Source organism: Nesterenkonia halobia (genome assembly GCF_039536005.1).
In the GTDB taxonomy this organism is placed as follows: domain Bacteria; phylum Actinomycetota; class Actinomycetes; order Actinomycetales; family Micrococcaceae; genus Nesterenkonia; species Nesterenkonia halobia.
In genome coordinates this window covers 128,349-152,327 of sequence record NZ_BAAAYG010000009.1, presented here as the reverse complement: position 1 = coordinate 152,327, position 23,979 = coordinate 128,349, and the positions used below count along the sequence as shown (strand labels likewise).

22 protein-coding genes are annotated in these 23,979 nt (G+C 71.8%); 17 read left to right on the top strand and 5 right to left on the bottom strand.

Translation table 11 applies throughout. The features are described from left to right. A partial coding sequence (locus tag ABD652_RS11220) for a transglycosylase family protein (protein ID WP_344721351.1) occupies window positions 1–989 on the top strand: 989 nt, incomplete at its 5' end. A 99-nt stretch (window positions 990–1,088) separates the two neighbouring features. Here ABD652_RS11220 and ABD652_RS11215 read toward each other — a convergent pair. Then, window positions 1,089–2,093 carry a LacI family DNA-binding transcriptional regulator gene (locus ABD652_RS11215; protein WP_344721349.1) on the bottom strand — a complete coding sequence of 335 codons (1,005 nt, stop codon included), beginning with the start codon at window positions 2,091–2,093 and terminating at the stop codon, window positions 1,089–1,091. 130 nt (window positions 2,094–2,223) lie between these two features. Here ABD652_RS11215 and ABD652_RS11210 point away from each other — a divergent pair, with 130 nt between their 5' ends. From ABD652_RS11210 to ABD652_RS11190, 5 genes are all read left to right on the top strand, one after another. Then, window positions 2,224–2,781 (top strand): TRAP transporter small permease, encoded by a 558-nt coding sequence (locus ABD652_RS11210; RefSeq protein ID WP_344721347.1) that lies wholly within the window; start codon window positions 2,224–2,226, stop codon window positions 2,779–2,781. Continuing rightward, a complete protein-coding gene (locus ABD652_RS11205) occupies window positions 2,778–4,052 on the top strand; it encodes a TRAP transporter large permease (protein WP_344721345.1) in 1,275 nt (424 codons plus the stop codon). The genes ABD652_RS11210 and ABD652_RS11205 overlap by 4 nt, the downstream gene beginning before the upstream one ends. A 64-nt stretch (window positions 4,053–4,116) precedes the next feature. Continuing rightward, entirely contained in the window at window positions 4,117–5,112 is a 996-nt protein-coding gene (locus tag ABD652_RS11200; RefSeq protein ID WP_344721343.1) for a DctP family TRAP transporter solute-binding subunit, read from the top strand. Further along, entirely contained in the window at window positions 5,109–6,014 is a 906-nt protein-coding gene (locus ABD652_RS11195) for a shikimate dehydrogenase (protein WP_344721341.1), read from the top strand. Before ABD652_RS11200 ends, ABD652_RS11195 begins: the two co-directional genes overlap by 4 nt. 6 nt (window positions 6,015–6,020) lie before the next feature. Beyond that, on the top strand, window positions 6,021–7,919 hold the full coding sequence (locus tag ABD652_RS11190) for a bifunctional sugar phosphate isomerase/epimerase/4-hydroxyphenylpyruvate dioxygenase family protein (protein WP_344721339.1): 1,899 nt from the start codon (window positions 6,021–6,023) through the stop codon (window positions 7,917–7,919). On the opposite strand, the gene hisD is transcribed toward ABD652_RS11190, so the two are convergent. Next, entirely contained in the window at window positions 7,852–9,159 is a 1,308-nt protein-coding gene (hisD, locus tag ABD652_RS11185; RefSeq protein ID WP_344721337.1) for a histidinol dehydrogenase, read from the bottom strand. The two genes, ABD652_RS11190 and hisD, sit on opposite strands and share 68 nt — an antisense overlap. A gap of 200 nt (window positions 9,160–9,359) precedes the next feature. On the opposite strand from hisD, the gene ABD652_RS11180 reads away from it, so the two are divergent. Both ABD652_RS11180 and ABD652_RS11175 read left to right on the top strand, forming a co-directional pair. Then, a complete protein-coding gene (locus tag ABD652_RS11180; RefSeq protein ID WP_344721335.1) occupies window positions 9,360–11,078 on the top strand; it encodes a mechanosensitive ion channel domain-containing protein in 1,719 nt (572 codons plus the stop codon). A gap of 194 nt (window positions 11,079–11,272) precedes the next feature. After that, entirely contained in the window at window positions 11,273–12,049 is a 777-nt protein-coding gene (locus ABD652_RS11175; protein ID WP_344721333.1) for an AMIN-like domain-containing (lipo)protein, read from the top strand. On the opposite strand, the gene ABD652_RS11170 is transcribed toward ABD652_RS11175, so the two are convergent. Continuing rightward, the gene (locus tag ABD652_RS11170; RefSeq protein WP_344721331.1) at window positions 12,050–12,874 is read right to left on the bottom strand and encodes an SDR family NAD(P)-dependent oxidoreductase; all 825 of its coding nucleotides are present in this window, start codon (window positions 12,872–12,874) and stop codon (window positions 12,050–12,052) included. 119 nt (window positions 12,875–12,993) lie between these two features. On the opposite strand from ABD652_RS11170, the gene ABD652_RS11165 reads away from it, so the two are divergent. Continuing rightward, window positions 12,994–13,401, top strand: coding sequence for a hypothetical protein (locus tag ABD652_RS11165; protein ID WP_344721329.1), 408 nt, complete (start codon window positions 12,994–12,996; stop codon window positions 13,399–13,401). A 36-nt stretch (window positions 13,402–13,437) separates the two neighbouring features. Here the strand turns inward: ABD652_RS11165 and ABD652_RS11160 are convergent, their stop codons facing one another. Next, entirely contained in the window at window positions 13,438–14,298 is an 861-nt protein-coding gene (locus tag ABD652_RS11160) for an MBL fold metallo-hydrolase (RefSeq protein WP_344721327.1), read from the bottom strand. A 71-nt stretch (window positions 14,299–14,369) separates the two neighbouring features. Here ABD652_RS11160 and ABD652_RS11155 point away from each other — a divergent pair, with 71 nt between their 5' ends. Beyond that, a complete protein-coding gene (locus ABD652_RS11155; protein WP_344721325.1) occupies window positions 14,370–15,515 on the top strand; it encodes a glutathione S-transferase family protein in 1,146 nt (381 codons plus the stop codon). Window positions 15,516–15,650: 135 nt separating this feature from the next. On the opposite strand, the gene ABD652_RS11150 is transcribed toward ABD652_RS11155, so the two are convergent. Continuing rightward, window positions 15,651–16,541, bottom strand: coding sequence for an NAD(P)-dependent oxidoreductase (locus ABD652_RS11150; RefSeq protein ID WP_344721323.1), 891 nt, complete (start codon window positions 16,539–16,541; stop codon window positions 15,651–15,653). A 239-nt stretch (window positions 16,542–16,780) separates the two neighbouring features. Between ABD652_RS11150 and otnK the strand changes: the two genes are divergently transcribed. The 7 genes from otnK to ABD652_RS11115 all read left to right on the top strand — a co-directional run bounded on the left by otnK (window position 16,781) and on the right by ABD652_RS11115 (window position 23,848). Further along, complete coding sequence (gene otnK / locus ABD652_RS11145; protein WP_344721321.1) at window positions 16,781–18,100, top strand: 3-oxo-tetronate kinase; 1,320 nt, start codon at window positions 16,781–16,783, stop codon at window positions 18,098–18,100. Window positions 18,101–18,129: 29 nt separating this feature from the next. Further along, entirely contained in the window at window positions 18,130–18,957 is an 828-nt protein-coding gene (gene otnI, locus ABD652_RS11140) for a 2-oxo-tetronate isomerase (protein WP_344721318.1), read from the top strand. After that, window positions 18,954–19,742 (top strand): DeoR/GlpR family DNA-binding transcription regulator, encoded by a 789-nt coding sequence (locus ABD652_RS11135; protein WP_344721316.1) that lies wholly within the window; start codon window positions 18,954–18,956, stop codon window positions 19,740–19,742. The genes otnI and ABD652_RS11135 overlap by 4 nt, the downstream gene beginning before the upstream one ends. Window positions 19,743–19,787: 45 nt before the next feature. Continuing rightward, the gene (gene denD / locus ABD652_RS11130; protein WP_344721314.1) at window positions 19,788–20,747 is read left to right on the top strand and encodes a D-erythronate dehydrogenase; all 960 of its coding nucleotides are present in this window, start codon (window positions 19,788–19,790) and stop codon (window positions 20,745–20,747) included. Between the two features lie 63 nt (window positions 20,748–20,810). After that, on the top strand, window positions 20,811–22,211 hold the full coding sequence (locus ABD652_RS11125) for a GntP family permease (RefSeq protein ID WP_344721312.1): 1,401 nt from the start codon (window positions 20,811–20,813) through the stop codon (window positions 22,209–22,211). Window positions 22,212–22,296: 85 nt separating this feature from the next. Further along, complete coding sequence (otnC, locus tag ABD652_RS11120) at window positions 22,297–22,926, top strand: 3-oxo-tetronate 4-phosphate decarboxylase (protein WP_344721310.1); 630 nt, start codon at window positions 22,297–22,299, stop codon at window positions 22,924–22,926. 130 nt (window positions 22,927–23,056) lie between these two features. Then, complete coding sequence (locus tag ABD652_RS11115; protein WP_153144347.1) at window positions 23,057–23,848, top strand: SGNH/GDSL hydrolase family protein; 792 nt, start codon at window positions 23,057–23,059, stop codon at window positions 23,846–23,848. The last annotated feature ends 131 nt before the right edge of the window (window positions 23,849–23,979 follow it).

The following is a 23,979-nucleotide window of genomic DNA, read 5'->3' as shown; positions in this document are numbered from 1 at the left end:
CGGAGCAGACGTTCGGCAACCTGGTCTCGCAGGACAAGTACACCGACTCGAACGGGGTCCTCGACCACGCGGCCATTCAGGCCCGGGTCGATGAGCTCGGCGCTCCGGAATCCGAGCCGGAGTCGTCGACGGACTCCTCCAGCGGCTCGACTTCCGACGGTTCTTCCTCCAGCGGGTCGTCCTCGAGCGGATCCGGCAGCAGCTCGTCGCACAGCTTGAGCCAGTACACGGACAACACCCAGGGCGTGGTGAAGGAGCTGGCGTCGCTGCTGGATCAGTCGCCGGAGCAGACGTTCGACGACCTGGTCTCGCAGGACAAGTACACCGACTCGAACGGGGTCCTCGACCACGCGGCCATTCAGGCCCGGGCGGACGAGCTCAGCGCCCCGGAGCCCGAGCCTGAACCTGAGCCGGAACCCGAGCCTGAACCTCAGCCCGAGGACGACGGATCGGCCGCCCAGTCCGGCGATTCCGCCACGCCGCCGCCGTCGTACAACCCGGTCTGGGACCGGCTGGCGATGTGCGAGTCCTCCGGCGACTGGAGCATCGACACCGGCAACACCTTCTACGGCGGCATCCAGTTCACCAAACAGTCCTGGGAGGCCGTCGGCGGAACAGGCTATCCGCACCACGCTTCGAAGTACGAGCAGATCGCCCGCGGCTACGAGCTGTGGAAGATCCAGGGCTGGGGCGCCTGGCCGGGCTGCCAGGAGAAGCTCGGTCTCTCCGGCGACCCGGGCGGCGTGGAGAACTACACGCTGCCGGGCTCGGGCAGCGGCTCCGGGACGATGGAGGCCGCCACGACCTGGCAGCTCTCGCTCAGCGTGCCGCTGCGCGCCGAGGCCGCAAGCTCCAGCGAGAAGCTGGCTCAGCTGCCGCGCGGCGCCGCCGTGCGCCAGCTCGACACTCAGGGCTCCTGGGTGCAGGTCCGCTACGCCGACGACGGCGAGACCGTCGTCGGCTGGGTCAACACCGATGTGATGTCCTGACCGGCTGATCAAGAGCCGGGCGGGCCTTCGCACCCCGACGCACGACGGCGCCGGCGTTCCTCCGTTCGCGGGATGAGCGCCGGCGCCGTCGTGTCCGATTCAGCCCGGCCGCACCACACCCGTGGATTCGCGCAGGATGAGTTCCGTCGGAAGCGTGATGCGATCGTCGGGAGGGTCGATGAGGGGGCCGTGCCGATCGGGCTCGTCGGCGATGGAACGGAGCAGCAGATCGACGCCGCGTCCCCCGACCTCTCCGCCCGGGCCGTCCACGGTGGTCAGCGGGGGCGTCACCAGGTCGGCGGCGAAGTTGTTGTCGAAGCCGACCACGCTGACGTCATCCGGGACCGCGACCCCGCGCGATGCTAGACGGTCCATGATTCCGAAGGCGAGCATGTCGTTGTGCGCCACCAGCGCGGTGGGCCGGGCCCGCAGTGCCGTGTCGGCGGCCACCCCGCCGGCGGCCACTGTCGGGGCATAGGGGCCGATCCGGTGCGCAGTGAGCCCATGCTCGTGCGCGGCGTCGCGGAGCGTGGCCCAGCGGAGCGAGCCGATCCAGGAGCCGGGTGGACCCGCGCAGAACGTGAACTCGCGATGGCCCAGCGAGGCCAGATGCTCGAGGATGAGCCGACAGCCGTGCACCATGTCCAGTCGCACGCTGGTCAGGCCGTCCAGGTCCCTGTTGAGCAGCACCAGCTTGTGCCGGTTCCCCAGCGCCAGCAGCTCCTGGTCCGGCAGTCGGCTGGAGGCCAGCACGAAGCCGTCGACCTTCGATGCCAGACCGCGGACCTGCGTCAGCTCGATCTGCGGCGACTCCTCGGCATTGACCACCACGAAGGTGAATCCCGACGACTTCGCCCGCATCTCTGCGCCGCGGATGATCTTGATGAAGTGGGGATTGGTGATGTCGGCCAGCACCATCGCGATCGTCTTCCGGGGCGTGCGTCCTTGGCGGGCCGGTGTCGCGTAGCCGACGCTCTCTGCCGCCTCCTGGACGCGCCGACGCATCGAGTCACTGACTCTGGCGGGCCGATTGAGTGCTCGGGAGACGGTCGACGGAGCGACGCCCGCTTCCTGGGCGACGTCGTAGATGGTGACCTTCGGCATGAGGAGATCTCATCAGTTTCGGCAACTAATGGCAACTGAATTTCCGTCTTGCCATGCTGTTGCTAAGTTCGACCCCGTCATGTGAGGCGGGCCACAGCCGGTCCGTCGTCCGACGACGGAAGGATGCATCATGGCATCTCAGACACGGAGGGCCAGGAGTCGTCCGGCCCGCCTCCTCGCCGCCGTCACAGCGGTGGAGCTCGGCCTGGCCGGCCTCCTCACCGGGGTGATCTTCGTGGCGGTGCTCATCCAGGCCTTTCAGCGCCACCTGCCGTTCGAGGGACTGACCTGGACCGGAGAGCTGTCACGTTTCGCGCTGGTATGGCTGACGTTCCTCGCCGCCGGCGTGCTGGTCACGCGTGACGGGCACATCGCGCTGCAGCTGGTGGACACCTTGAAGTCCGAGCGGGCGGTCCGCGGCTTCCATGTGCTCGCCCATCTGCTCGTGGCCGTCATCGCCGGGCTCTTCGCCTGGCAGTGCTGGTCGCTGATCCCGAGCTCGTCGATCCTGACGTCCCCGTCGCTCGGAATGAGCATGTCGCTGCACTATGTGCTGCCCTTGGTCGGCTTCGTCAGCACCGCGCTGCGCTCGGCGGCCGCCGCGACGGTCGTGGCGCGCGAAGGCGTTCCTGCGGCCCAGGAGAGCGACGCCCTCGCCATCAAGGTGAACCGGGAGGTCCAGTCATGACCGTCGTCCTCATGCTCCTCGCGATCGCCGTCCTGCTGTTCCTCCGGGTCCCGGTGGCCTTCGCCTTCCTCGGGCCCGGTCTCGGGTATCTGCTGCTCACCGGCCACTCGGGCGGCCTGGCCATGCGGCTGGTCGCAGAGTCCACTGCCAGCTTCCCCCTGCTGGCCATCCCGCTGTTCATCCTGCTCGGCACCCTGGCCGGGCACGCGGGCATCGCCGACCGGCTCTTCGACTTCGCCCTCGCTCTGATGGGCAAGGTCCGCGGAGGACTGGGATACGTGAGCATCGGCGTGAGCCTGGGTTTCTCCTGGATGAGCGGTTCGGCAGTGGCCGATGCCGCCGCACTGGGCAAGGTGCAGGTGCCGCAGATGGAGAAGCACGGCTACTCGCGCCGCTTCAGCGTCGGTGTCGTGGGATCCTCCGCGCTGATCGCTCCGGTCATGCCTCCGAGCATCCCGGCGGTCATCTTCGCCGGTCTGGGCGCGGTCTCCACCGGCGCGCTCTTCGCCGCCTCGGTCCTGCCGGCCCTGCTCATGGCGGTGTGCCTGGCCGTGGTGGTCTTCATCTGGGTGCGGCGCCAGCCGGACATCACCGACGTCGGGTTCTCCTGGGAGCAGGTGCTGCGCACCGGACGGGCCGTGCTGCTGCCGCTCTTCGCCCCGGTGATCATCCTCGGCGGCATCCTGGGCGGATTCTTCACGCCCACCGAGGCCGCCGCCGTGGGCTCGCTCTACATGCTGATCCTGGGATTCGCCTACCGACGCCTCCGTCTGCGTGATCTGCCGAGGATCTTCGTGGAGACCGTCATGACGACGGCGGCCATCATGCTGATCGTCGCCTCCGCCGCCCTGGTGGGCTACGTCTTCGCCCGCGAGCGCGTGCCGCAGGAGCTGGCCTCGATCATGCTCACCGTGACCGAGGACCCGACGCTGTTCCTGGTGCTCGTCGCGCTGCTGATGCTGGTGCTGGGTACCGTCGTCGACGCGGTGGCGGTGCTGGTGCTCACCGTGCCCATGCTGATGCCGATCGCGACGGAGATCGGCGTCGACCCGATCGTGCTCGGCGTGCTGATGGTGCTCTCGCTGATGATCGGCCTGCTCACCCCGCCGGTGGGGACGGTCCTCTATGTGCTGAGCTCGACGCTCAAGATCCCGGTCGGGGACGTGTTCCGCGGGGCGGCCCCGTTCTTGATCCCCATGGTGATCATCTGTCTGGTGATCATCCTCTTCCCGGGCTTCGTCCTCTGGCTCCCCGAGCTGCTCGGTCTGTAGCTCGCACCATCAGATGCTCCATCGACCGGCCCGGGTCCTCCGGGCCGCACGACCAAGGACAATCATGACACTGATACGCAGAACCCTCGCCGCGGCGACGCTGCTGCCGCTCGGTCTGCTCGCCGGCTGCTCAGGCGGCGCTGACGACGACACGGTCGAACTGACCCTCGCCCATTCCTACACTCAGGACCAGACCGCCCACACCTGCGGCGCCGAGACGATCCGGAAGGAGGTGGAGGAGGCCGATGCGGGCATGAGCGTCGAGATCTACGACTCCAGCCAGCTCGGCGGAGACTCCGATCGCATCGCCTCGGTGCTCTCCGGGGACATCGACATCGACCTGCAGGGCGCCTCCGCCCTGGCTGCGGTGCACGAGCCCATGGGCGTGGTCGACGCCGCCTACGCCTTCGAGGATGCCGCGCACGTCTCGGAGTACTTCCGCAGCGGCGCGTCCGACGAGCTCACCGAGGCCTTCAAGGAGCGTTCCGGCATCAACGTGCTCGGAGCCTGGTCGATCGGACCGCGCCATTTCACAGCCAACGACCCGATACGCACGCCGGAGGACCTGGACGGGCTGCGCATCCGGTTCCCCGGCTCGACGCAGTACCTGCTCAACGCGCGGGCGCTCGGTGCCGATGCGACGACGGTGGCCTATGAGGAGGTATATCTGAGCATGCAGCAGGGGCTGGTCGACGGCGGGGAGAACCCCTTGGGCAACATCGCCTCGGAGAACATGGACGAAGTCCAGGAGTACCTGAGCCTCTCCGCCCACCAGCAGAACTCCAATCTGATCGTCATGGGCGAGATCTACGACGAGCTCTCCGCCGACCGGCAGGAGGTCCTGCGTGACGCCGTCCGCGCCGCCGAGGACCGCATGATCGAGTGCGTCGCCGAGAGCGACGCCCGCCTGGTGGAGACCTTCGAGGCGCAGAAGGGCTTCGAAGTGGTCGACGATGTCGACGTCGAGGCCTTCCGCGCACGGGCCGATGACTGGTTCCGCGAGCATCTGAGCGGCGAGTCGCTCGACGTGTACACCTCGATCAAGGAGTCCCGCCCATGAGCGCCGCGACACCGGACGGAACGACCCGGCACGAGCAGATCCACGGAAGTGCGATCCGCGTCGCGCTCGTCGGCGACGGCATCGGCCCGTCGCTGACCCCGGCGCTCCATGAGCGCGAGGGTGCGGCCCTCGGGCTGGACTACGTCTACGAGCGCGTCGACCTCGCCGAGGAGGACCAGGCGGATCTCGGCGCGGTGCTGGACGGGCTGGAGGCCCGCGGCGTCGTCGCCGCGAACATCACTCACCCGTACAAGCAGCGGGTGCTCGAGCACGTGCACGTCGCCGGCGAGGAAGTGGTGCAGATCGGCTCGGCGAACCTGGTGCTGCTCGGTCCGTGCCGAGAGGCCCACAACACCGACCATTCGGCCTTCCGCGCCGGACTCGAGAGCTTCCTCGGCGACGACGCCCGGGGGCGGGCTCTGCAGATCGGAGCCGGGGGAGCCGGGCTGGCCACGGTCCACGCCCTGGCCTCGATGGGCTTCGCCGAGATCGTGGTCCACGATCTGGACGCCGTCGCCGCTCGTCGTGTCGTCGAGAGGTTCCGGCCTCACCATCCGGGCACGCGGTTCAGCACCACCGGCGGTGACCTGGAGGCGACGCTCGGCCGCGTCGACGGGGTGGTCCACGCGACCCCGACAGGGATGGCGGCGCATCCAGGAGCCGCCGTCGCCCCCGAGGACCTGCCGGCCGGCGCCTGGATCTCCGAGGTCGTCTACCGCCCGCTGGAGACCGAGCTCGTCGCCCGCGCGCGGGCCTGCGGTCTCCGGGTGCTCGACGGCGGGCTCATGGCCGTGGGCCAGGCGGCCGACAGCATCCGGCACATCACCGGTCTCGAGCCCGACCGTGACCGCATGCGCCGGCATTTCGAGCAGCTGGTGACCGACGAATCAGGGACGAGGTGACGAGGAATGCACACATCCATCGCCACGGTCTGCCTCAGCGGCAGCCTGGAGGAGAAGATGGAGGCCGCCGCCGAGGCGGGGTTCGCCGGAGTCGAGATCTTCGAGCCGGATCTGGTGGCCAGCGAGCTCACGCCTGAGGAGGTGCGAGCCCGCGCCGAACGGCTGGGACTCGCCCTGGACCTCTACCAGCCCTTCCGGGACTTCGAAGGCGTCTCCGAGGAGCTGCTGGAGGACAATCTTCGACGAGCTGAGGCCCGATTCCGGATCATGGCGCGGCTCGGCATCGGGACGGTGCTGGTCTGCAGCAACGTGTCCACGGCGACGGAGGACTCCGACGAGGTCTCCGCCGCGCAGCTGCGCCGGCTCGGCGAGCTGGCCTCCGCGCACGGGGTCCGTGTGGCCTTCGAGGCGCTGGCCTGGGGCCGATTCGTCGACGACTACCGGCGAGCCTGGCGGATCGTCGAGCTCGCCGACCATCCCGCCGTCGGCACGTGCCTGGACAGCTTCCACATCCTCTCCCGAGGGCACGACCCCGCCGGCATCGAGGACATCCCCGCCGAGAAGATCTTCTTCGTGCAGCTCGCCGACGCCCCGGCGCTCTCCCTCGACGTGCTGTCCTGGAGCCGTCATCACCGGCTCTTCCCCGGCGAGGGCGACTTCGACCTCGTGACGTTCCTCGGGCATGTCGTCCGGTCCGGCTATGCCGGGCCGATCTCCCTGGAAGTCTTCAACGACATCTTCCGGCAGACCGCCTCCGGAGCCACCGCCGCCCAGGCTCATCGCACGCTCGTGGCCCTGGCCGATCGCACCGCTCGCGAACAGGCCGGGGCCGAGGCCCTGCCGACGGTGCCGGCGGCGGGCCATCCGGTCGGGGTGGACTTCGTGGAGGTCCGCGCCGAGAACACCACCGACGTCGAAGAGGTGCTCGACCAGCTGGGGCTGAGCTTCCGCGGGCAGCATCGCAGCAAGCCGGTGCGGCTGTGGAGCGCCGGCGGGGCGCGGATCATCCTCAATGAGCAGCACGCCCGCGGCGAACGCCCGCACGTCGCCGGGATGGGGCTGCTCTACCCCGACGTCGACGCCGCCGAGGCGCGGGTCTCCACTCTGGGCGTGCCGCGGGTGACGCGACGGATCCAGGCCGGCGAACATCGGCTGCCGGCGTTCGTCTCGCCCCAGGGCGTCGAGCTGTTCCTCGCCGCCGGGGAGTCCGACGCGACGGGTCGGCCGGGCTGGATCGACGAGTTCGAGCACGGCGTGCCGCAGGACGAGGGCGCCGAAGCCGGCGAAGCGGGGGTGTACGCGGTCGACCATCTCAATCTGATGAGCCCCTGGGAGACCTACGACGAGACGGTGCACTTCTGCACCGGGGTGCTGGGTCTGCAGAAGGGGACCAGCACCGAGGTCGCGAGTCTCCACGGGCTGGTGCGCAGCCGTGTGCTGCGCACCCCCGACGGCGCCGTCCGGGTGCCGCTGAACGTGCTGCCGGCTGCCGGCGATCAGCACACTGAGCACGTGGCGCTGGCCTGTGACGACGTCCTCGCCGTGGCCCGGCGCGCGCAGCGCCGCGGCATGCGGCCGCTGCCGGTGCCGCGGAACTACTACGACGACCTCGAGGCCCGGTTCGGCCTGACTGACACGTTCCTCCGGTCGCTGCGTGCCCACCAGGTGATGTACGACCGTGACGCCGACGGCGAGTTCCTGCACTTCTACACCCGCCGCGTCGGCGGCGTGTTCTTCGAGCTCGTCCAGCGTCTCGGCGACTACGACGGGTACGGAGCCGCCGACGCGCCGATCCGTCTGGCCGCCCAGGCGCGATTGGACGCGGAGCCGTCCCAGCTCAGCGGAAGCGCACGTCCACCGCGTCGCCGTGGGCGGTCAGTCCCTCGGCAGCTGCCAGAGTGGTGACGTGGCCGGCGACCTGCCCCAGCCCCTCGCGGCCGTAGTGGATGACCTGCTGGGAGCGCATGAAGCTGGTGACGTTCAGCCCCGAGCTGTACGCCGAGGCGCCGCCGGTGGGCAGCACGTGGTTCGAGCCGGCGCAGTAGTCGCCCAGCGAGACCGGAGTCCAGGAGCCCAGGAAGATCGCCCCGGCATTGGTGATGCGTGCGGCGTGGGCCTGCTGGTCGGCGGTCATGATCTCCAGGTGCTCGGCGCCGTAGGCATCGGCGACGGCCAGGGCGCGGTCGATCGAGTCCACCACCAGCACGGAGGACTGCGTGCCGGTCAGCGCCTCCTTGACCCGCTCGACGTGCCGGGTGGTCGCCGCCTGCGCCTCGACCTCGGCGAGCACCGCCTCGGCCAGCGGCATCGAATCGGTCACCAGCACCGAGGCGGCCAGCTCGTCGTGCTCGGCCTGTGAGATGAGGTCCGCGGCCACCAGGGCCGGATCGGCTGTCTCGTCGGCCAGCACCATGATCTCGGTCGGGCCGGCCTCGGCGTCGATGCCGACCACGCCCTGCACCGCCCGCTTGGCCGTGGCCACGAAGATGTTCCCGGGCCCGGTGATCAGGCTGACCGGCGGGCAGACCTGCGCACCGGCGTCGTCCCGGGCGCCGTAGGCGAACATCGCGACCGCCTGCGCGCCGCCGACCGCGTAGACCTCGTCGACGCCGAGCAGCCGGGCGGCGGCCAGCACCGTCGGATGCGGCCAGCCGCCGAACTCGGGCTGCGGGGGAGAGGCGATGGCCAGCGACTCGACGCCGGCGACCTGGGCGGGCACGGCGTTCATCACCACCGACGACGGGTAGACCGCCTGACCTCCGGGCACGTAGAGACCGACCCGGCGCACCGGCACCCACCGGTTGGTCACCTGCGCGTCGTCGCCGGGGGCGACGGTCGAGTCCTGCGGCAGCTGGGCGGCGTGGACCGCCCGCGCCCGCCGGATCAGCTCGTCCAGGGCCGCGCGGATCTCGGGATCGAGCCCTTCGAGGGCCTCATCCTGGACGGACTCCGGCACGCGCAGCGCGGGCGGGCGCACGCCGTCGAACTGTTCGCCGAGCGCCAGCACCGCCTCGGCGCCGCCGGTGCGCACCGTCTCCAGGATGGGGGCGACAGTGTCGACGGTGGCCGAGACGTCCTGGGCGGCGCGCGGCAGCACGGAGTCGACGTCGGCAGTGCTGCCGCGCAGGTCCCTGAGCGTGATCATGGTCCTCCTCGAGGCGGGCTGGGCGACGGCGCAGGGTCGCCGGAGGCGGACTCCGGCGCGCGCCGCGGCGGGGATCGTCCCGGTCATTGTCCCCCGGAGCGTGCCCGCCCGGGAAACGCGGACGGCGGACGCCCGCCGTCCAGTCGGGGCTGGGAAGGCATGCAGGGTTCCGTGGAATGATGGATGCCATGGTGTCGAGCATGATCCCGTCTGCACTCCTCTCCTCGCTCCTTCCCCCGTCGCGGCCCCTGGGCCTGCTCGCCGGCGGGGAGTCGCCCGAGCCGACCGACGGGGCCACCGGCGGAGACCCGGCGGAGGACGTCACCGACGTCGTCGAGGACAACGTCCCGCAGGACGTCGAGACGCTGGTCACCGGCGCCGGACCGGTCTGGGGCCTGCTCCTCGGCGTCGGCATCGCGCTCGTCGTCGCTCTGGGGATCACGCTGACCACCTCAGTCGTCGCCAAGCAGCTCCTGCGACGCATCCCCGCGGCCCTGGGCGCAGTCGACCGCACCCGCCTGCCGCTGTTCCTCACGCTGCTGCTGGTCGGGTCGCGGATCTCGCTCAACTACGCCGCCGGGGACGCGGCGTGGGCCGACGCGGCCGGCTTCGTGCTGATCGTGCTGGTGATCGTCGGTCTGGCCTGGTGGGCGGTGCGCATCGTGCGCGTCGTCGAGGCGGTGGTGCTGGCCCACTACGGCGGCGACGGCAACCTGGACGACCGGCGCGGCCGCCGCGTGCAGACCCAGGTCTCGCTGATCCGGCGGGTGATGGTGGCGGTGGTCGTCACCGTGGCGGTGGCGGCGATGCTGCTGCTCATCCCGCAGGTCCGCGCCCTGGGCGCCGGACTGCTGGCCTCGGCGGGCGTGCTCTCGGTGGTCGCCGGCATCGCGATGCAGTCGACGCTGTCCAACGTCGTCGCCGGCGTGCAGCTGGCCTTCACCGACACCATCCGCGTCGGCGACGTGATCGTCGTCGAGGAGAACTTCGCCACCGTCGAGGACATCACGCTCTCCGTGGTGGTGCTGAAGGTCTGGGACGACCGCCGCATCATCTACCCCTCCAGCTACTTCGTGGCCACGCCCTTCGAGAACTGGACCCGAGTGGGCACCCAGCTGATGGGCACCGTCGAGCTCGACGTCGACTGGCGGGTGCCGATGGACGCGCTCCGCGGCCGGATGCGGCGCCTGCTGGAGTCCACCGACCTCTGGGACGGCCGCGACTACGGGCTCCAGGTCACCGACGCCTCCGCCGGGATGGTCAAGGTCTGGGTGGTGCTCTCCGCCCGGAACTCCGCCGAGCTCTGGGACCTGCGCTGCCTGGTCCGGGAGGACCTGGTGAACTATCTGCGCGCCGAGCACCCCTATGCCGTGCTCACCCAGCGCATGCTGGTCTCCCACGACGACGCCCTGGCCCGGGACGGCACGCAGGTGCGCACCGGGGCGCTGGACCAGGTCGACGAGGAGACGGACCGGGACGAGGACGCGGCGCCCGCAGCCGGTGCGGCGTCGCGGACGCAGGAGGCCGGGGACCCCCGGCCCTCCACGGCGCCGCTGGACGTGGTGCCCGGGGAGTCCGGATGGCCGACGTCGGCCGACGCCGAGCAGCAGGACCCGTCCGAGACGGCGGACACCGGGGAGACGCCGCTGGCCTACAGCGGAGAGGGCGCCTCGCTGTTCACCGGCAGCATCGCCGCCGTCGAGCGCGGACGCGACTTCACCGGCCCCGGCGACGAGGCGCTGCGCGAGCGGCGCGAGCGCCAGGAGGAGCACGACGGTCTGGCCACCGAGGCTCCGGAGGACGCCCCGGACGCCAAGGACGCCCCGGACGCCGACGGCCACGACGACGCCGCGGGCGGCGACGACAGCCACGACGACGGCGCGGGCCGGACGCCCCGCGCGCCCCGCGGGGAGGCCTGAGCCGTCGGTCCCCGCCGGATCACGATCCGGCTACGACCGCGCGCTGACCGGGGCCTCGCTTCGGCCGCCCGTCGGCGACGTGGCTATGGTGGAGGCACGAGGCACGTTCCCGCCCTCGTCCGTCCTGGCCGACCTCGACCGTTCCGAGCGGCCGGCCCGAGGGCGCGCGACCGCACGAGCACCCGCAGGAGAGCATGGACACGACGACGCATGGGCGACGGCCGCCGACAGCCGGTCTGCCGCGGCATCTGCGGCCGACGGCACGCCGCCGCACCCGGCGCGCCGGGACTGTGGCTGCGCTGCTTCTGGCTCTGAGCGTGGCCGGCTGCGGCGCCCCCGAAACCGGGCCGACCGGCGTCGGCGACACCACGGCGACCGGCGCGACGGCCGGCGACGCCCCTTCCGACGCGTCCTCCGAGACCTCCTCCGACGCCGCGGAGGCCGCCGAGGCCGCCGAAGCCGGCCCCTCGGATGACGGCGCGCCCTCGGGCGTCGGAGACGTCGACGTCGACAGCTTCACCGTCGAGGCCAAGCAGTCTCCGCAGTTCCCCGGTTCGGTGGATCCGGTCGGCGAGGGCGAGCAGCTGCTGCTGCACACTGTCCGCGTCGGCTCCCACCCGGAGTTCGACCGGGCTGTCTTCGAGCATGCCGGCGACGGCATGCCCGCCTGGCGCGTCGAGTACGTGGCGCGGCCGACCCAGCCGGGCAGCGGCGGCGCGGTGGACATGCCCGGCGAGGCCTTCATCGCCGTGCACGCGCAAGGGCTGATGCCCGGCAACGCCGGGGAGGAGGCCGGCCACCGGGTCGGCGCGCGCGACTGGACCCATGCCAGCTCGATCATCCGCTCGACCTATTCGACGGTGGTCTTCGAGGGCTCCTCGACCTACTACCTCGGCCTCGACCGTGAGCGGCCCTTCGAAGTCCGCGCGCTCGAGGAGCCGTCGCGGCTGGTGCTCGACGTCAAAGCCTGATCAGCGGGCGTCGTCCGAGGTCTCCCGGGGCGGGGCCGCGCTCGCGCCGTCCTGCTCGGCGTCGCCGGCGCGCTTGCTGACCGCCCACTGCACCAGCGAATCGGGCATGAACCGCAGCCCGGCGGTCAGCGCCTGATAGCTGCGCGAGGGCACCGAGGTCGAGGCCCCGGCGGCGTTGGCGGCCAGGCCCTCGCGGACGACGTCGTCGGCGTCCAGCCACATCCACCGCTTCGCGCCGGAGACGTCGAGGCCGGAGCGTTCGTGGAACTCGGTGCGCACCAGGCCCGGGCAGAGCGCGGTGACCACCACGCCGTCGTCGTGGACCTGGGAGTGCAGCGCCTTGGAGAAGTTGATGACCCAGGACTTCGCCGCCGAGTAGGTGCTGGTCGGGGTGAATCCGGCCACTGAGGCGACGTTGATGATGCGGCCCGCCCGGCGGCGGGTCATCGCCCGGGCGGCGGTGTGGCAGAGCTCCATCGGCGTCTGGACGTGCAGCCGCAGCAGGTTCCGCTCGTCGTCGAGGGTCGAGTCCAGGAAGTCCGAGGACAGGCCGTGGCCGGCGTTGTTGACCAGCAGGCTCACCGGGTGACGCGGATCGGAGAGCCGCTCCTGCACTGCGGCGACGCCGTCGTCGGTGACCAGATCGGCGACCAGCACGTCGACGTGGACGCTGTACTGGGCCTCCAGCGCCTCGGCCTGGGTGCGCAGACGCCCGCCGTCGCGGGCGACCAGGACCAGGTCGTAGCCCTGCCCGGCCAGCTGGCGGGCGAAGGCCGCCCCGAGGCCGGCCGTGGAACCGGTGATCACAGCAGTGTGGGAGCTCATGGAAGTATCCTAGGCGTCGTGGTCCTCCGCTGTGCAAGGGTGTCCGTGATCTGGCCGCAGAGCCGCGCGTGCGTCACCCTGGGAGGCAGGAACGGAATCGTCGAGCAGGAGGTCGCAGCATGCGCTGGCGCAAGAAGGTGGACTGGGGGCCGCGCCGCCTGACCAGGGACGAATGGGCCGTGCTCGAGGCGCTGATCGAGGCCGACGACCTCGACGCCGTCGAGTACGCCATCGAGGAGCTCACCGGGTTCATGGACGAGTTCCGCGAGGACGTCGACGGCCGGCCGCTGATCGGGGTGACCGACGGTCAGCTCGCCGTGCTGCAGGAGCGCCGGACCTCGCACCGCGGGACGCCGGTGGTGAGCCTGACCTTCTGTGCGGCGGGCCCGCCCGGCGAAGCCGATCCGCACGCCTTCGACCGGCTCTCCGCGGCGGCGACCTCGCTGGTCGACCACGTGCAGGCCGAGGGGGTGGCGGTGCACGGCATCCGCTGGGTCGAGCACGACCCCATGCCGCGCCCGTTCTGAGGCCCGGGCGCCCGCAGCACTGAGACTGGCGAGCCCTCAGCGCTCGCCGATCCGGTGCAGATGGTCCAGCTGGGCGGCGGCGATCTTGGTGGTCACGCCCGCGGGCAGGCCGGAGTCCTCGCCGTAGATCAGCCGGCCGAGAGCGACGGCGTCGAGGTCCTGACCGTGCGCGGCGAGCAGCCCGCGCACCTGGTCGAGCCGCTCGCGCCGGTGGGCCAGGTAGTCGTCGACGACGGCGGCCAGGCTCTCGCGCTCCGGGCCGTGGGCCGGCAGCAGGCGGGCGGCCCCGTGGGCGCGCAGCCGCTCGAGGCTGGCCAGATAGTCCGTCAGCGTGCCGTCCGGGTGGTCGAGCATCGTCGTGCCCGCGCCCAGGACGGTGTCGCCGGTGAGCATTGCCCCGCCCCCTGCGCCGTCGACGTCGGAGGGATCGTCGGGGATCCAGAAGCTGACCGAGTCCGAGGTGTGGCCCGGCGTAGGGATCACCACCAGCGCGGCGCCGTCGACGGCCAGGCGCTCGCCGTCGGTCAGCGGGGCCGGCGCGTCGACGGCGTCGACGGCGCCGGAAGGGCCGCGCGCGCCGTCGTGCCCGTCGTCGTGCCCGCCGCCGGCCGCCAGGCACCAGCTCGGGTCGGCGCCGCGCACCGGGGCGTCGAAGCGCCGGGCGAACTCCGCGGCGGCACCGGTGTGATCGCCGTGCCGATGGGTCACCAGGATCGTGGAGACCTCCCGTCCGGCGACGGCTGCGGCCACGGCCTCGCGGTGCTCCGGATGGTCCGCGGGCCCCGGATCGACGATCACGACCTGCCGCGCCCCGCCGAGCACATGGGTGATCGTCCCCTGCAGCGTCATCGGAGAGGGATTGTCGCAGCGGATGCGGTCGATGCGCGGGGCGGTCATGGCTCCAGGGTAGTGACGCGACGAGTCCGGCGTCACTGACGCCGTCGACGGCGCTGGCCTAGGCTGGGGCCATGGCACAGGACGCTGAGCAGGACTCGCAGAAGACCGTCGGGACGGAACACTCCACCGCCGGGGCCTACGTCACCGGCGAGGAGTTCACCCGCGACACGAACTACATCGAGGACCGGGTCGTCGCCGACGTCGGCGCAGTGACCGCGGCGCCCCGGGAGGAGGGTTCGACGATCGGCGACCCGCGGCTGGCGGGGCTGACCGAGGGCGCCGACGCCTGGCCCGTGGAGCCGGGGCGCTACCGGCTGGTGGCCGCCCGCGCCTGCCCCTGGGCGCATCGGTCGATCATCGTCCGGCGGCTGCTCGGCCTGGAGGACGTGATCTCGCTGGCCGCTCCCGGGCCGGTGCACGACGTGCGCTCCTGGACCTTCGACCTCACCGAGGGCGGCCGCGACCCGGTGCTGGGCACCGAGCGGCTGCAGGAGAACTACTTCGCCCGCTTCCCCGACTACCCGCGCGGGATCACCGTGCCGGCGCTGGTCGACGTCCCCTCCGGCGGCGTGGTGACGAACAACTATCCGCAGCTGACCTTCGACCTCTCCACCCAGTGGCGAGCCCACCATCGCGCCGGAGCGCCGGATCTGATCCCGGACGAGCAGATCGAGGAGATGCTGCCGGTCATCAAGCGCATCTTCACCGAGGTCAACAACGGCGTCTATCGCTGCGGCTTCGCCGGCTCGCAGCGGGCCTACGAGGAGGCCTACGACCGGCTCTTCACCGCGCTGGACTGGCTGGAGGACCGGCTGGCCGACCGGCGCTACCTGATGGGCGAGACCATCACCGAGGCCGATGTGCGGCTGTTCACCACGCTGGTGCGCTTCGACGCCGTCTACCACGGGCACTTCAAGAGCAACCGGAACAAGCTGACCGAGATGCCGAACCTCTGGGCCTACGCCCGGGACCTCTTCCAGACCCCGGGCTTCGGCGACACCGTCGACTTCGACCAGATCAAGCGGCACTACTACGTCGTCCACGAGGACGTGAACCCCACCCAGATCGTGCCCAAGGGGCCCGAGCTGGCCGGCTGGCTCACCGCCCACGGCCGCGAGGCGCTGGGCGGCTCGCCCTTCGGCGCCGGCACCGCGCCGGGCCCGGTGGCGCCGGAGGAGCGTCCTCCCGGGGCGAACCCGCTCTACGGCCAGGGCTGAGCGGCAGCAGCATCGAGTGGGCGATGTGTCGAGGTTCTGGCGGCGGATCGGCGTCGAGACCTCGACACATCGCCCATTCGATGAGCAGAGGTCGGGCGACGACGGCCGTCCCGCTCGACGGGTGTCAGCAGGTGCTCACCGGTAGGTCTGGATGACCTGGGAGTCGTCGTGCCCCAGCAGTCCGGCCTCCGCGGCGGCACGGTACTTCTCCCGGGCGGCGCGCAGCAGCGGCGCGTCGAAGCCGGCGTCCTCGGCGATCTCCTCGACGAGGTCCGTGTCCTTGACGAAGATGCCGACTGCGCTGCGGACCTCGGCCTCCGGGCCTTCCAGCATGCGCGGTCCTCGGTCGGAGAGCATCCAGGAGCCGGCGCCTCCGGAGGCGACCGCCTCCAGCACCGCCTGCGGGTCCAGGTCGAGCGACTCGGCCAGGGCCAGCGCTTCGCCGGCGACGGCGATGTGCACGGAGCACAGCAGCTGGTTCACCGCTTTGAACGACTGCCCGACGCCGACCTCGTCGCCGCAGCGGACGACGGTGCCCATCGCCTCGAGCACCTCGGTCCGGTCGTCGAGCACGGCGGGATCGCCGGCGGCGAAGAGCCGCAGCGCCCCCTGCTCGGCTCCGGCGACGCCGCCGGTCACCGGCACGTCCAGGAGTCCGACGTCGGCCGTGCGCGCCGGCTCCGCCAGGGCGCGGACGGCCTCGGGCCCCACGGTGCTCATCACCACCAGGGTCGAGCCGGCGCGCATCCGGGCGAGCAGGCCGTCCTCGCCCGAGACGGCGGCGGTCAGCTGCTCCGGCGTGGCCACCATGACCACGACGACGTCGGACTGCTCGGCCGCCTGAGGCGTCGCCGCGGGGCTCAGCCCCTCCGCGGCCGCGGCGTCGCGCCGCTGCGGCGAGGGATCGACTGCGGTGACGTCGTGTCCGGCGCGGGCGAGCTGACGAGCCATCGGCAGCCCGATGGCGCCGACGCCGACGAAGGTGATGCGGCGCCGCGGGGCGGCTGGTGCGGGGGCGGATGTCATGGCTGCTCCTGAGATGACGGGGCGGGGCGGGCGGTGTCGTGCGGCGTCGTGCGCTGCTCTGCGGCGTCGTGCGGCGGGTTCGAGCCTCCGGCGACGCCTCGAGCGGGAGGCTCGGCGGGTGACGCCCTTCACGGCGTGATGCGGATCATGTTAGCTTATGTGAACGTGACTCGAAAGATTCACACATCTGCACACGCCAGGTCGGTCCGTGCCGACTGCGAGGACGAGGAGAGACGCCGATGGCCATCACGCTCGGAGTCATCGCCGATGACTTCACCGGCGCCACCGATGCGGCCGGCTTCCTGGTCGAGGCCGGACTGCGCACCGTCCAGCTCACCGGTCCTGCCGGAATCGAGGACCTGCCGGACGGGCTGGACGCCGAGGCGGTCGTCATCAGCCTCAAGACCCGGTCGACGCCGGCCGAGCAGGCCGTGGCCGAGAGCCTGCGAGCGCTGGACGCTCTCCGCGGCCTCGGCGCCGAGCGGATCCTGTTCAAGTACTGCTCGACCTTCGACAGCACCGCCGCCGGCAACATCGGACCGGTGACCGACGCGCTGCTGGAGGCGCTCGAGGAGGACGTCACCGTGCTGGTGCCGGCGCTGCCGGTCAACGGCCGGACCGTCCGCGACGGGCACCTCTCCGTCCACGGGGTCCCGCTGCACGAGTCCGGGATGCGCGACCACCCGGTCACCCCGATGCGCGATTCCAGCCTCGTGCGACTCATGGAGGCCCAGAGCGCCGGACGCGCCGCCGTCGTCCCCCTCGCCGCCGTCGACGCCGGCCCTGCGGCGGTCGCGGAGGCGCTGGAGGCGGCGCGCGAGGCCGGGGCGCGCTACGTCGCGGTCGACGCCGTCGAGATGCGTCATCTGGACGTCATCGGCGAGGCCGTCCGCGACCTGCGGCTGGTCACCGGAGGATCCGGAATCGGCTCCGGCGTCGCGAAGGCGGTGCTGGCTGATGCCGCGTCCGACGGAGGGGAGCCGGCCGACGCCGCGGCGCCGTCGGCCCGCTGGCGGCCTGCCGCCGGGTCCGCGGTCATCCTCTCGGGCTCCTGCTCGCAGATGACCAACCGTCAGGTCGCCCGGTACGGCGAGACCGCTCCCGCCCGCGCCGTCGACGTCGACCGCGCAGTGGCCGACGCTGCGCAGCACGTCGACGAACTGGTCGAGTGGGCCGCCGCGCGGCAGGCCGAGGGGACGGCTCCGCTGATCTACGCGACCGCCGGCCCTGAGGAGGTCGAGGCCTGGCAGCGGCGGCACGGCGCCGAGGAGGTCTCCGCGGCGATCGAGTCGCTGTTCGGCCGGATCGCCGCCGCGCTGCGCGACCGGGGCACCGTCCGGATCGTCGCCGCCGGCGGAGAGACCTCCGGGGCCGTCACCCGGGCCCTGGGCCTGGCGGCCTTCGAAGTGGGGCCGACCATCGCCCCGGGGGTGCCGTGGACCCGCGGGGTCCCCGACGGGATCGATCTCGCCCTGAAATCCGGGAACTTCGGCGACGAGGACTTCTTCGCCGACGCGCTGCGCACTCCGGACCTCGACGAGACCGCCCCGCGCGGCTGACCCGCCGCCCCGCCGATCTGGAGATCCCGATGCCCCGCTTCGCCGCGAATCTGTCCATGATGTTCACCGAGGTGCCGTTCCTGGAGCGGTTCCAGGCCGCCGCCGACGCCGGCTTCGCCGCCGTCGAGTACCTCTTCCCGTACGACCATCCGGCCGAGGAGGTCGCCGCGGCGCGCCGCGACGCCGGCGTCGAGCAGGTGCTCTTCAACGCGCCGGCCGGCGACTGGGCGGCCGGCGAGCGTGGTCTGGCCTGCCTGCCCGACCGGCAGGAGGAGTTCGACCGCGGCCTGGAGACCGCCCTGCACTACGCCGAGGCCCTCGACTGCCCGCGGATCCACGTGATGGCGGGGATCCCGCGGCCCGGCGGCGAGCTGGACGCCGCCGGTCGGGCCGCCGCCCGCGAGGTCCACGTCCGCAGGGTCCGGCAGGCCGCCGACGCCGCCGCGGCGGCGGGCCGCCGCGTGCTGATCGAGCCGATCAATCCGGTGGACATGCCCGGCTACCTCCTCGACTCCATGCGCGAGGGCCGTGACGTCCTCGAGCAGATCGACCATCCTGCCGTCGGCCTGCAGCTGGACCTCTACCACGCGCAGATCACCGACGGGGACCTCACGCGGCTGATCCGTTCCGCCGCCGACGTCGTCGAGCATGTGCAGATCGCCTCGGTGCCGGACCGGCACGAGCCCGACGGCGGCGAAATCGACCTCGACCACGTCCTCGGCGTGCTCGACGACGTCGGCTACGCCGGCTGGGTGGGCTGCGAGTATCGGCCGGCGGGGGAGACCCGCGCCGGGCTGGACTGGTTCCACCGACGCGCCGGCTCCGGCCGGGCCGACCGGCGGGGGAGCGGGGCATGATCCCCGACGAGCGTCGTCGTCGCCTGGTCCACCTGGTCGAGGAGCAGGGCTCGGTGAGCATCGCGGAGCTCACCGAGGCCCTCGGCGTCTCGCATATGACCGTGCGCCGGGACATCCGCCAGCTCGAGGAGGCCGGGCGGGTGGTCTCGGTCTCCGGCGGCGTGGCGCTGCCCTCGCGCATCGCGCTGGACGCCACGCATCAGGCCAAGCTGGGCCTGCACCCGGCGGAGAAGGAGGCGATCGCCGCCCGGGCGGTGGAGCTCGTCCGCCCCGGGGACCTGGTCTACCTCGACGCCGGCACCACGATGCTGGCCATCGCCCGGCAGCTGGTGGAGCGCGCCGAGGAGCTGCCGGTGGACCTCATCACCAACGACCTGGCCGTGGCCGCCTGCCTGGGCGATCATCCCACCGCTGGAGTGCATGTGCTCGGCGGGCGGCTGGACAGCGCGAACCTCTCCACCGAGGGCGCGGTCCCCGCAGCCGAGCTGGCCGAGTTCAACATCGACCTCGCCGTCGTCTCGGCGTCCTCCTTCGACCTGCGCGGACTCTCCGTGCCCTCGGAGGCCAAGACCCTGGTCAAGCGCGCGATCGTGGAGAACTCCTCGCGGTCCTGCCTGGCCACCGACAGCAGCAAGTACGGCCGGGTGGCCGCCTGCCGCGCCGTCGCCCTGGACGCCTTCGACAGCATCATCACCGACCGCGCGCTGCCCGACGCCGCCCGGGAGCATCTCGCCCAGCTCGGCGTCGGGCTGCTGCTCGGCGAGGCTGGGCGCTCCCGCCCCTGAGATCCGAGACCCGAGATCCGAGACCTGCGAAAGGACCTGTGACCTATGAAGATCATCGTGACCGGAGGCGCCGGATTCGTCGGCAGCCGCGTGATCACCCAGCTGCTCGCCGCCCAGGATGCGGGGCGGCTGCCCTGGGACGTCGACGCCGTCGTCTCGCTGGACCTCGCCGAGAGCCCGGTGGAGGACCCCCGGGTGGAGTCCCGCGTGGGCGATCTCGGCGACGCCGAGCTGCTGGCCGACGTCGTCGACGCCGACACCGCGGCGATCTACCACCTGGCCGCCGTGCTCAGCGGCGGCTCGGAGGACGACTTCGACCTCTCCCACCGCGTCAACGTCGACGGCACCCGCGCGCTGCTCGAGGCCGCCCGAGCGACCGGCGCGACGCCGCGGTTCATCTTCACCAGCTCCATCGCCGTCTTCGGCGGTGAGCTGCCGGAGGTCCTGGCCGAGGACCAGGGGGTCCAGCCCGAGTCGACCTACGGCGCGTTCAAGGCCATCGGCGAGCTGCTGGTCAACGAGTATTCGCGCAAGGGATTCGTCGACGCGCGGATCTGCCGGCTGCCCACGATCTCGGTGCGTCCCGGGCGGCCGAACTCGGCAGTCTCCTCCTTCGCCAGCGGCATCATCCGCGAGCCGCTGCAGGGCGAGGACTCCGTCTGCCCGGTGCCGACCGACACCCGGCTCTGGCTGAGCTCGCCGCAGACCGTGGTGGACAACCTGGTCCACGCCGCCGTCGTCGACTCCGCGCCGCTGGGCTCCTGGCGGGTGCTGAACCTTCCCGGCGTCACCGTCACCGTCGAGGAGATGCTCGAGGCCCTGCGCCGGGTCGGCGGCGAGGAGGCCGTCGCCCGGGTGCACCAGGAGCCGGACGAGCGGATCAGCCGCATCATCCGCTCCTGGCCCGCGGCCTTCGACGTCCAGCGCGTCCTCGCCCTGGGCTTCCGTCCGGACGGGAGCTTCGAGGAGGCCGTCCGCCAGCACCACGACGAGTTCGTGGTCTGACCGTTCCGCTGCCTCCGCCGCGACCGCCGCGGCGGGTGCTCATGATGTGTCGAGGAGGACACCATGAATGATGCCGTCACCACCTCTGAGATCGGCGCCGTCGTCGGCCTGGCCGTCGCCGTCGCGCTGCTGATCCTCTTCGTGCTGCGGACCAAGGTGCACGCCGTGCTCGCCCTGGTCATCGCCGCCTCGATCGCCGGGCTGGCCGCGGGCATGGCCCCGGACGCCACGATCGAGTCCATCACCACCGGGTTCGGCTCGACGCTGTCGACCATCGGACTCGTCATCGGCCTCGGCGTGATGATGGGGCGGATCCTCGAAGCCTCCGGGGCCGCCGAGAAGCTGGCGGTGACTCTCATCCGCTGGCTCGGCCGCAAGAGGGAGGAGTGGGCGCTGGCCGGGGCGGGATTCATCATCTCGATCCCGATCTTCGTCGACAGCGCCTTCGTCATCCTCACCCCGCTGGTGCGGTCGCTGAGCCGCACCTCGGGCCGCTCGATCCTCACCCTGGGCATCGCCCTGGCCGGCGGCCTGACCATGACCCATCACGCGGTGCCGCCGACCCCGGGCCCGCTGGGCGCGGCGGGGATCTTCGACGTCGGCGTCGGGGAGATGATCCTCTGGGGCGTGATCCTGACCCTGCCGGCTCTGGTGCTCGTGGTGCTCTACGCGACGATCATGGGGCCGCGGATCGAGGCGAAGGTCGCCGCCCAGACCGGCGAGCAGCTCTCCCCGAGCGCGGCCTTCGCCGAGTTCGAGGCTCAGGCCGTCGAGCGGGAGCGGAAGCTGCCCTCGTTGGCGATCTCGCTGATGCCGATCCTCGTGCCGATCCTGCTGATCTTCGCCAACACCGTCTCCACGAATCTCACCGAGGCCGGAGCGCTCACTCTGCCCGATGCCCTGGTGCAGACCGCGGCGTTCGTCGGAAACCCCGTCATCGCCCTGCTGATCGGCGTGCTCATCGCCGTCTACGGGCTGACCCGCGGACAGCCGCGTCAGGACACGCTGGCCGACATGGAGAAGGGCGTCGAGAGCGCCGGCATCATCCTGCTGGTGACCGGCGCCGGCGGCGCGCTGGGCGCGGTGCTGCGCGACAGCGGCACCGGGCAGTCGATCGGCGAGTGGGCCTCGGGGCTGCCGCTGCCGGCGGTGCTGATCCCCTTCGTCATCGCGACCATCGTGCGGGCGATCCAGGGATCGGGGACCGTCTCCATCATCACGGCGGCCTCGATCTCGGCGCCGATCATGGCCGACATGCCCGGCGTGACCATGGTGCTCGCCGCCCAGGCGGCCTGCCTGGGGTCGATGTTCTTCGGCTACTTCAACGACAGCCTGTTCTGGGTCGTCAATCGCATGCTCGGGGTGAAGAACGCCGCCCATCAGATGCTCACCTGGTCGGTGCCGACCACCATCGCCTGGGGGTCGAGCATGGTGACGCTGCTGATCGTCGACGCCTTCGTATGATGAATCCGCCGCGACGCCATGACGCACCGGGCGACGGGAGAGCGATCCCGGCCGTCCGACCCCACCAGCAGAGGAGAGCACAGCAGTGACTGACCATACCGCGGACCATGCCGCGCGCCGTCGGATCGTCGCCCTCGGGGCCAGCCTCTTCGAGCGGGGCTACTCGGTCGGCAGCGCCGGGAACCTCAGCGTCCGCACGGACACGGGGTACCTGATGACGCCGACCAACGCCTCCCTGGGACGCCTGGAGGAGGACGAGCTGGCGGTGCTGGACCACGACTGGCAGCACGTCGACGGGCCCCGCCCCTCGAAGGAGGTGGTGATGCATCGGGCGATGTACCGGGCGCGGCCCGAGTCCGCCGCGATGGTGCATCTGCACTCGACCTACGTCACCGCGGTCAGCTGTCTGCCCGCCGGCGAGGACCCGGTCATCCCGCCGCTGACTCCGTACTTCGTGATGCGGCTGGGAGGCGAGGTCCCCGTGGTGCCCTATTTCCGCCCCGGCGCGGCGGAGATGCTCGACGACATCCGCACCGCCGGCGAGCGGTGTCGGGCCGTGATCCTGGCCAACCACGGATCCCTGGTGGCCGGCGCCTCGCTGGAGGACGCGGTGAACGCCGCCGAGGAGCTGGAGGCCTCCGCCCAGCTGGCCTTCCTGCTGCACGACCGGCCGGTCCGCGAGCTCACTGCGGAGGAGATCGCCGAGCTGCGCTGAGGAAGCCGGGCTCCCGTCCGCGCACCCGGGGGCGCCGACGGCGCGACGGCGCGGCCGGTCAGTGGTGGCCCGTCGCGGCCCCGCGATAGTGTGAAGAGGTACGAAGCAGTCGTCGTCTCCAGGAGCGCCCATGTCCGCAGCAGATGAACTCGACGGACCGTTCGAGAAGCGCTTCGTCGCGCTCGGCGACTCCTTCACCGAAGGGGTCGGGGACATCGACCCCTCGAGCCCGAACGCCGTGCGCGGCTGGGCCGACCGGGTCGCCGCCCAGCTCATCGCCGAGGACCCGCGCTGGGGCTATGCGAACCTCGCCATCCGCGGGAAGAAGCTGCCCCAGGCCCTGGACGAGCAGATCGACGCCGCCGTCGCCATGGAGCCGACGCTGGTCACCCTCTACGCCGGCGGCAACGACATCCTGCGGCCGGTGGTGAACGTCGACGGTCTGATGGCCCGCTACCGGCATGCCGTCCGGCAGCTGGTCGACACCGGCGCGCAGGTCGTGCTCTTCACCGGCTTCGACTCGGCCAAGGCCCCGGTGTTCAACCTGACCCGCGGGCGCACCGCCATCTACAACGAGCACGTCCGCAAGATCGCCGACGATCTGGGCTGCACGCTGGTGGACTTCTGGCACATGAAGAAGTTCCAGGACTGGCGCTACTGGGACGTGGACCGGATGCACCTGGGCATCTCGGGTCACACCGCCATGGCGAAGGAGGTCCTGGCGGTGCTCGGGGCGAAGGACGACATCCCCGCCCCGGAGATCGAGGACCTGCCGCCGCAGAACCTCGTCGAGCGCACCGCCGGCAACGTCACCTGGACCCGCGAGCACGTGCTGCCCTGGATGAAGCGGCGGCTGACCGGCACCTCCTCCGGCGACGACCTCAGTCCGAAGTACCCCAAGCTCACCTCGCGCATCTGGTGAACCGCACGGGCCGCGCCGCGGCCCGGCCGCCGCGGAGTTCACCTCCGCCCGCACGACGACGGCGCCGCCCCGATCCTCGGCAGATCGGGACGGCGCCGTCGTCGTGTGCAGGGTCGGGACCCGGCTCAGCG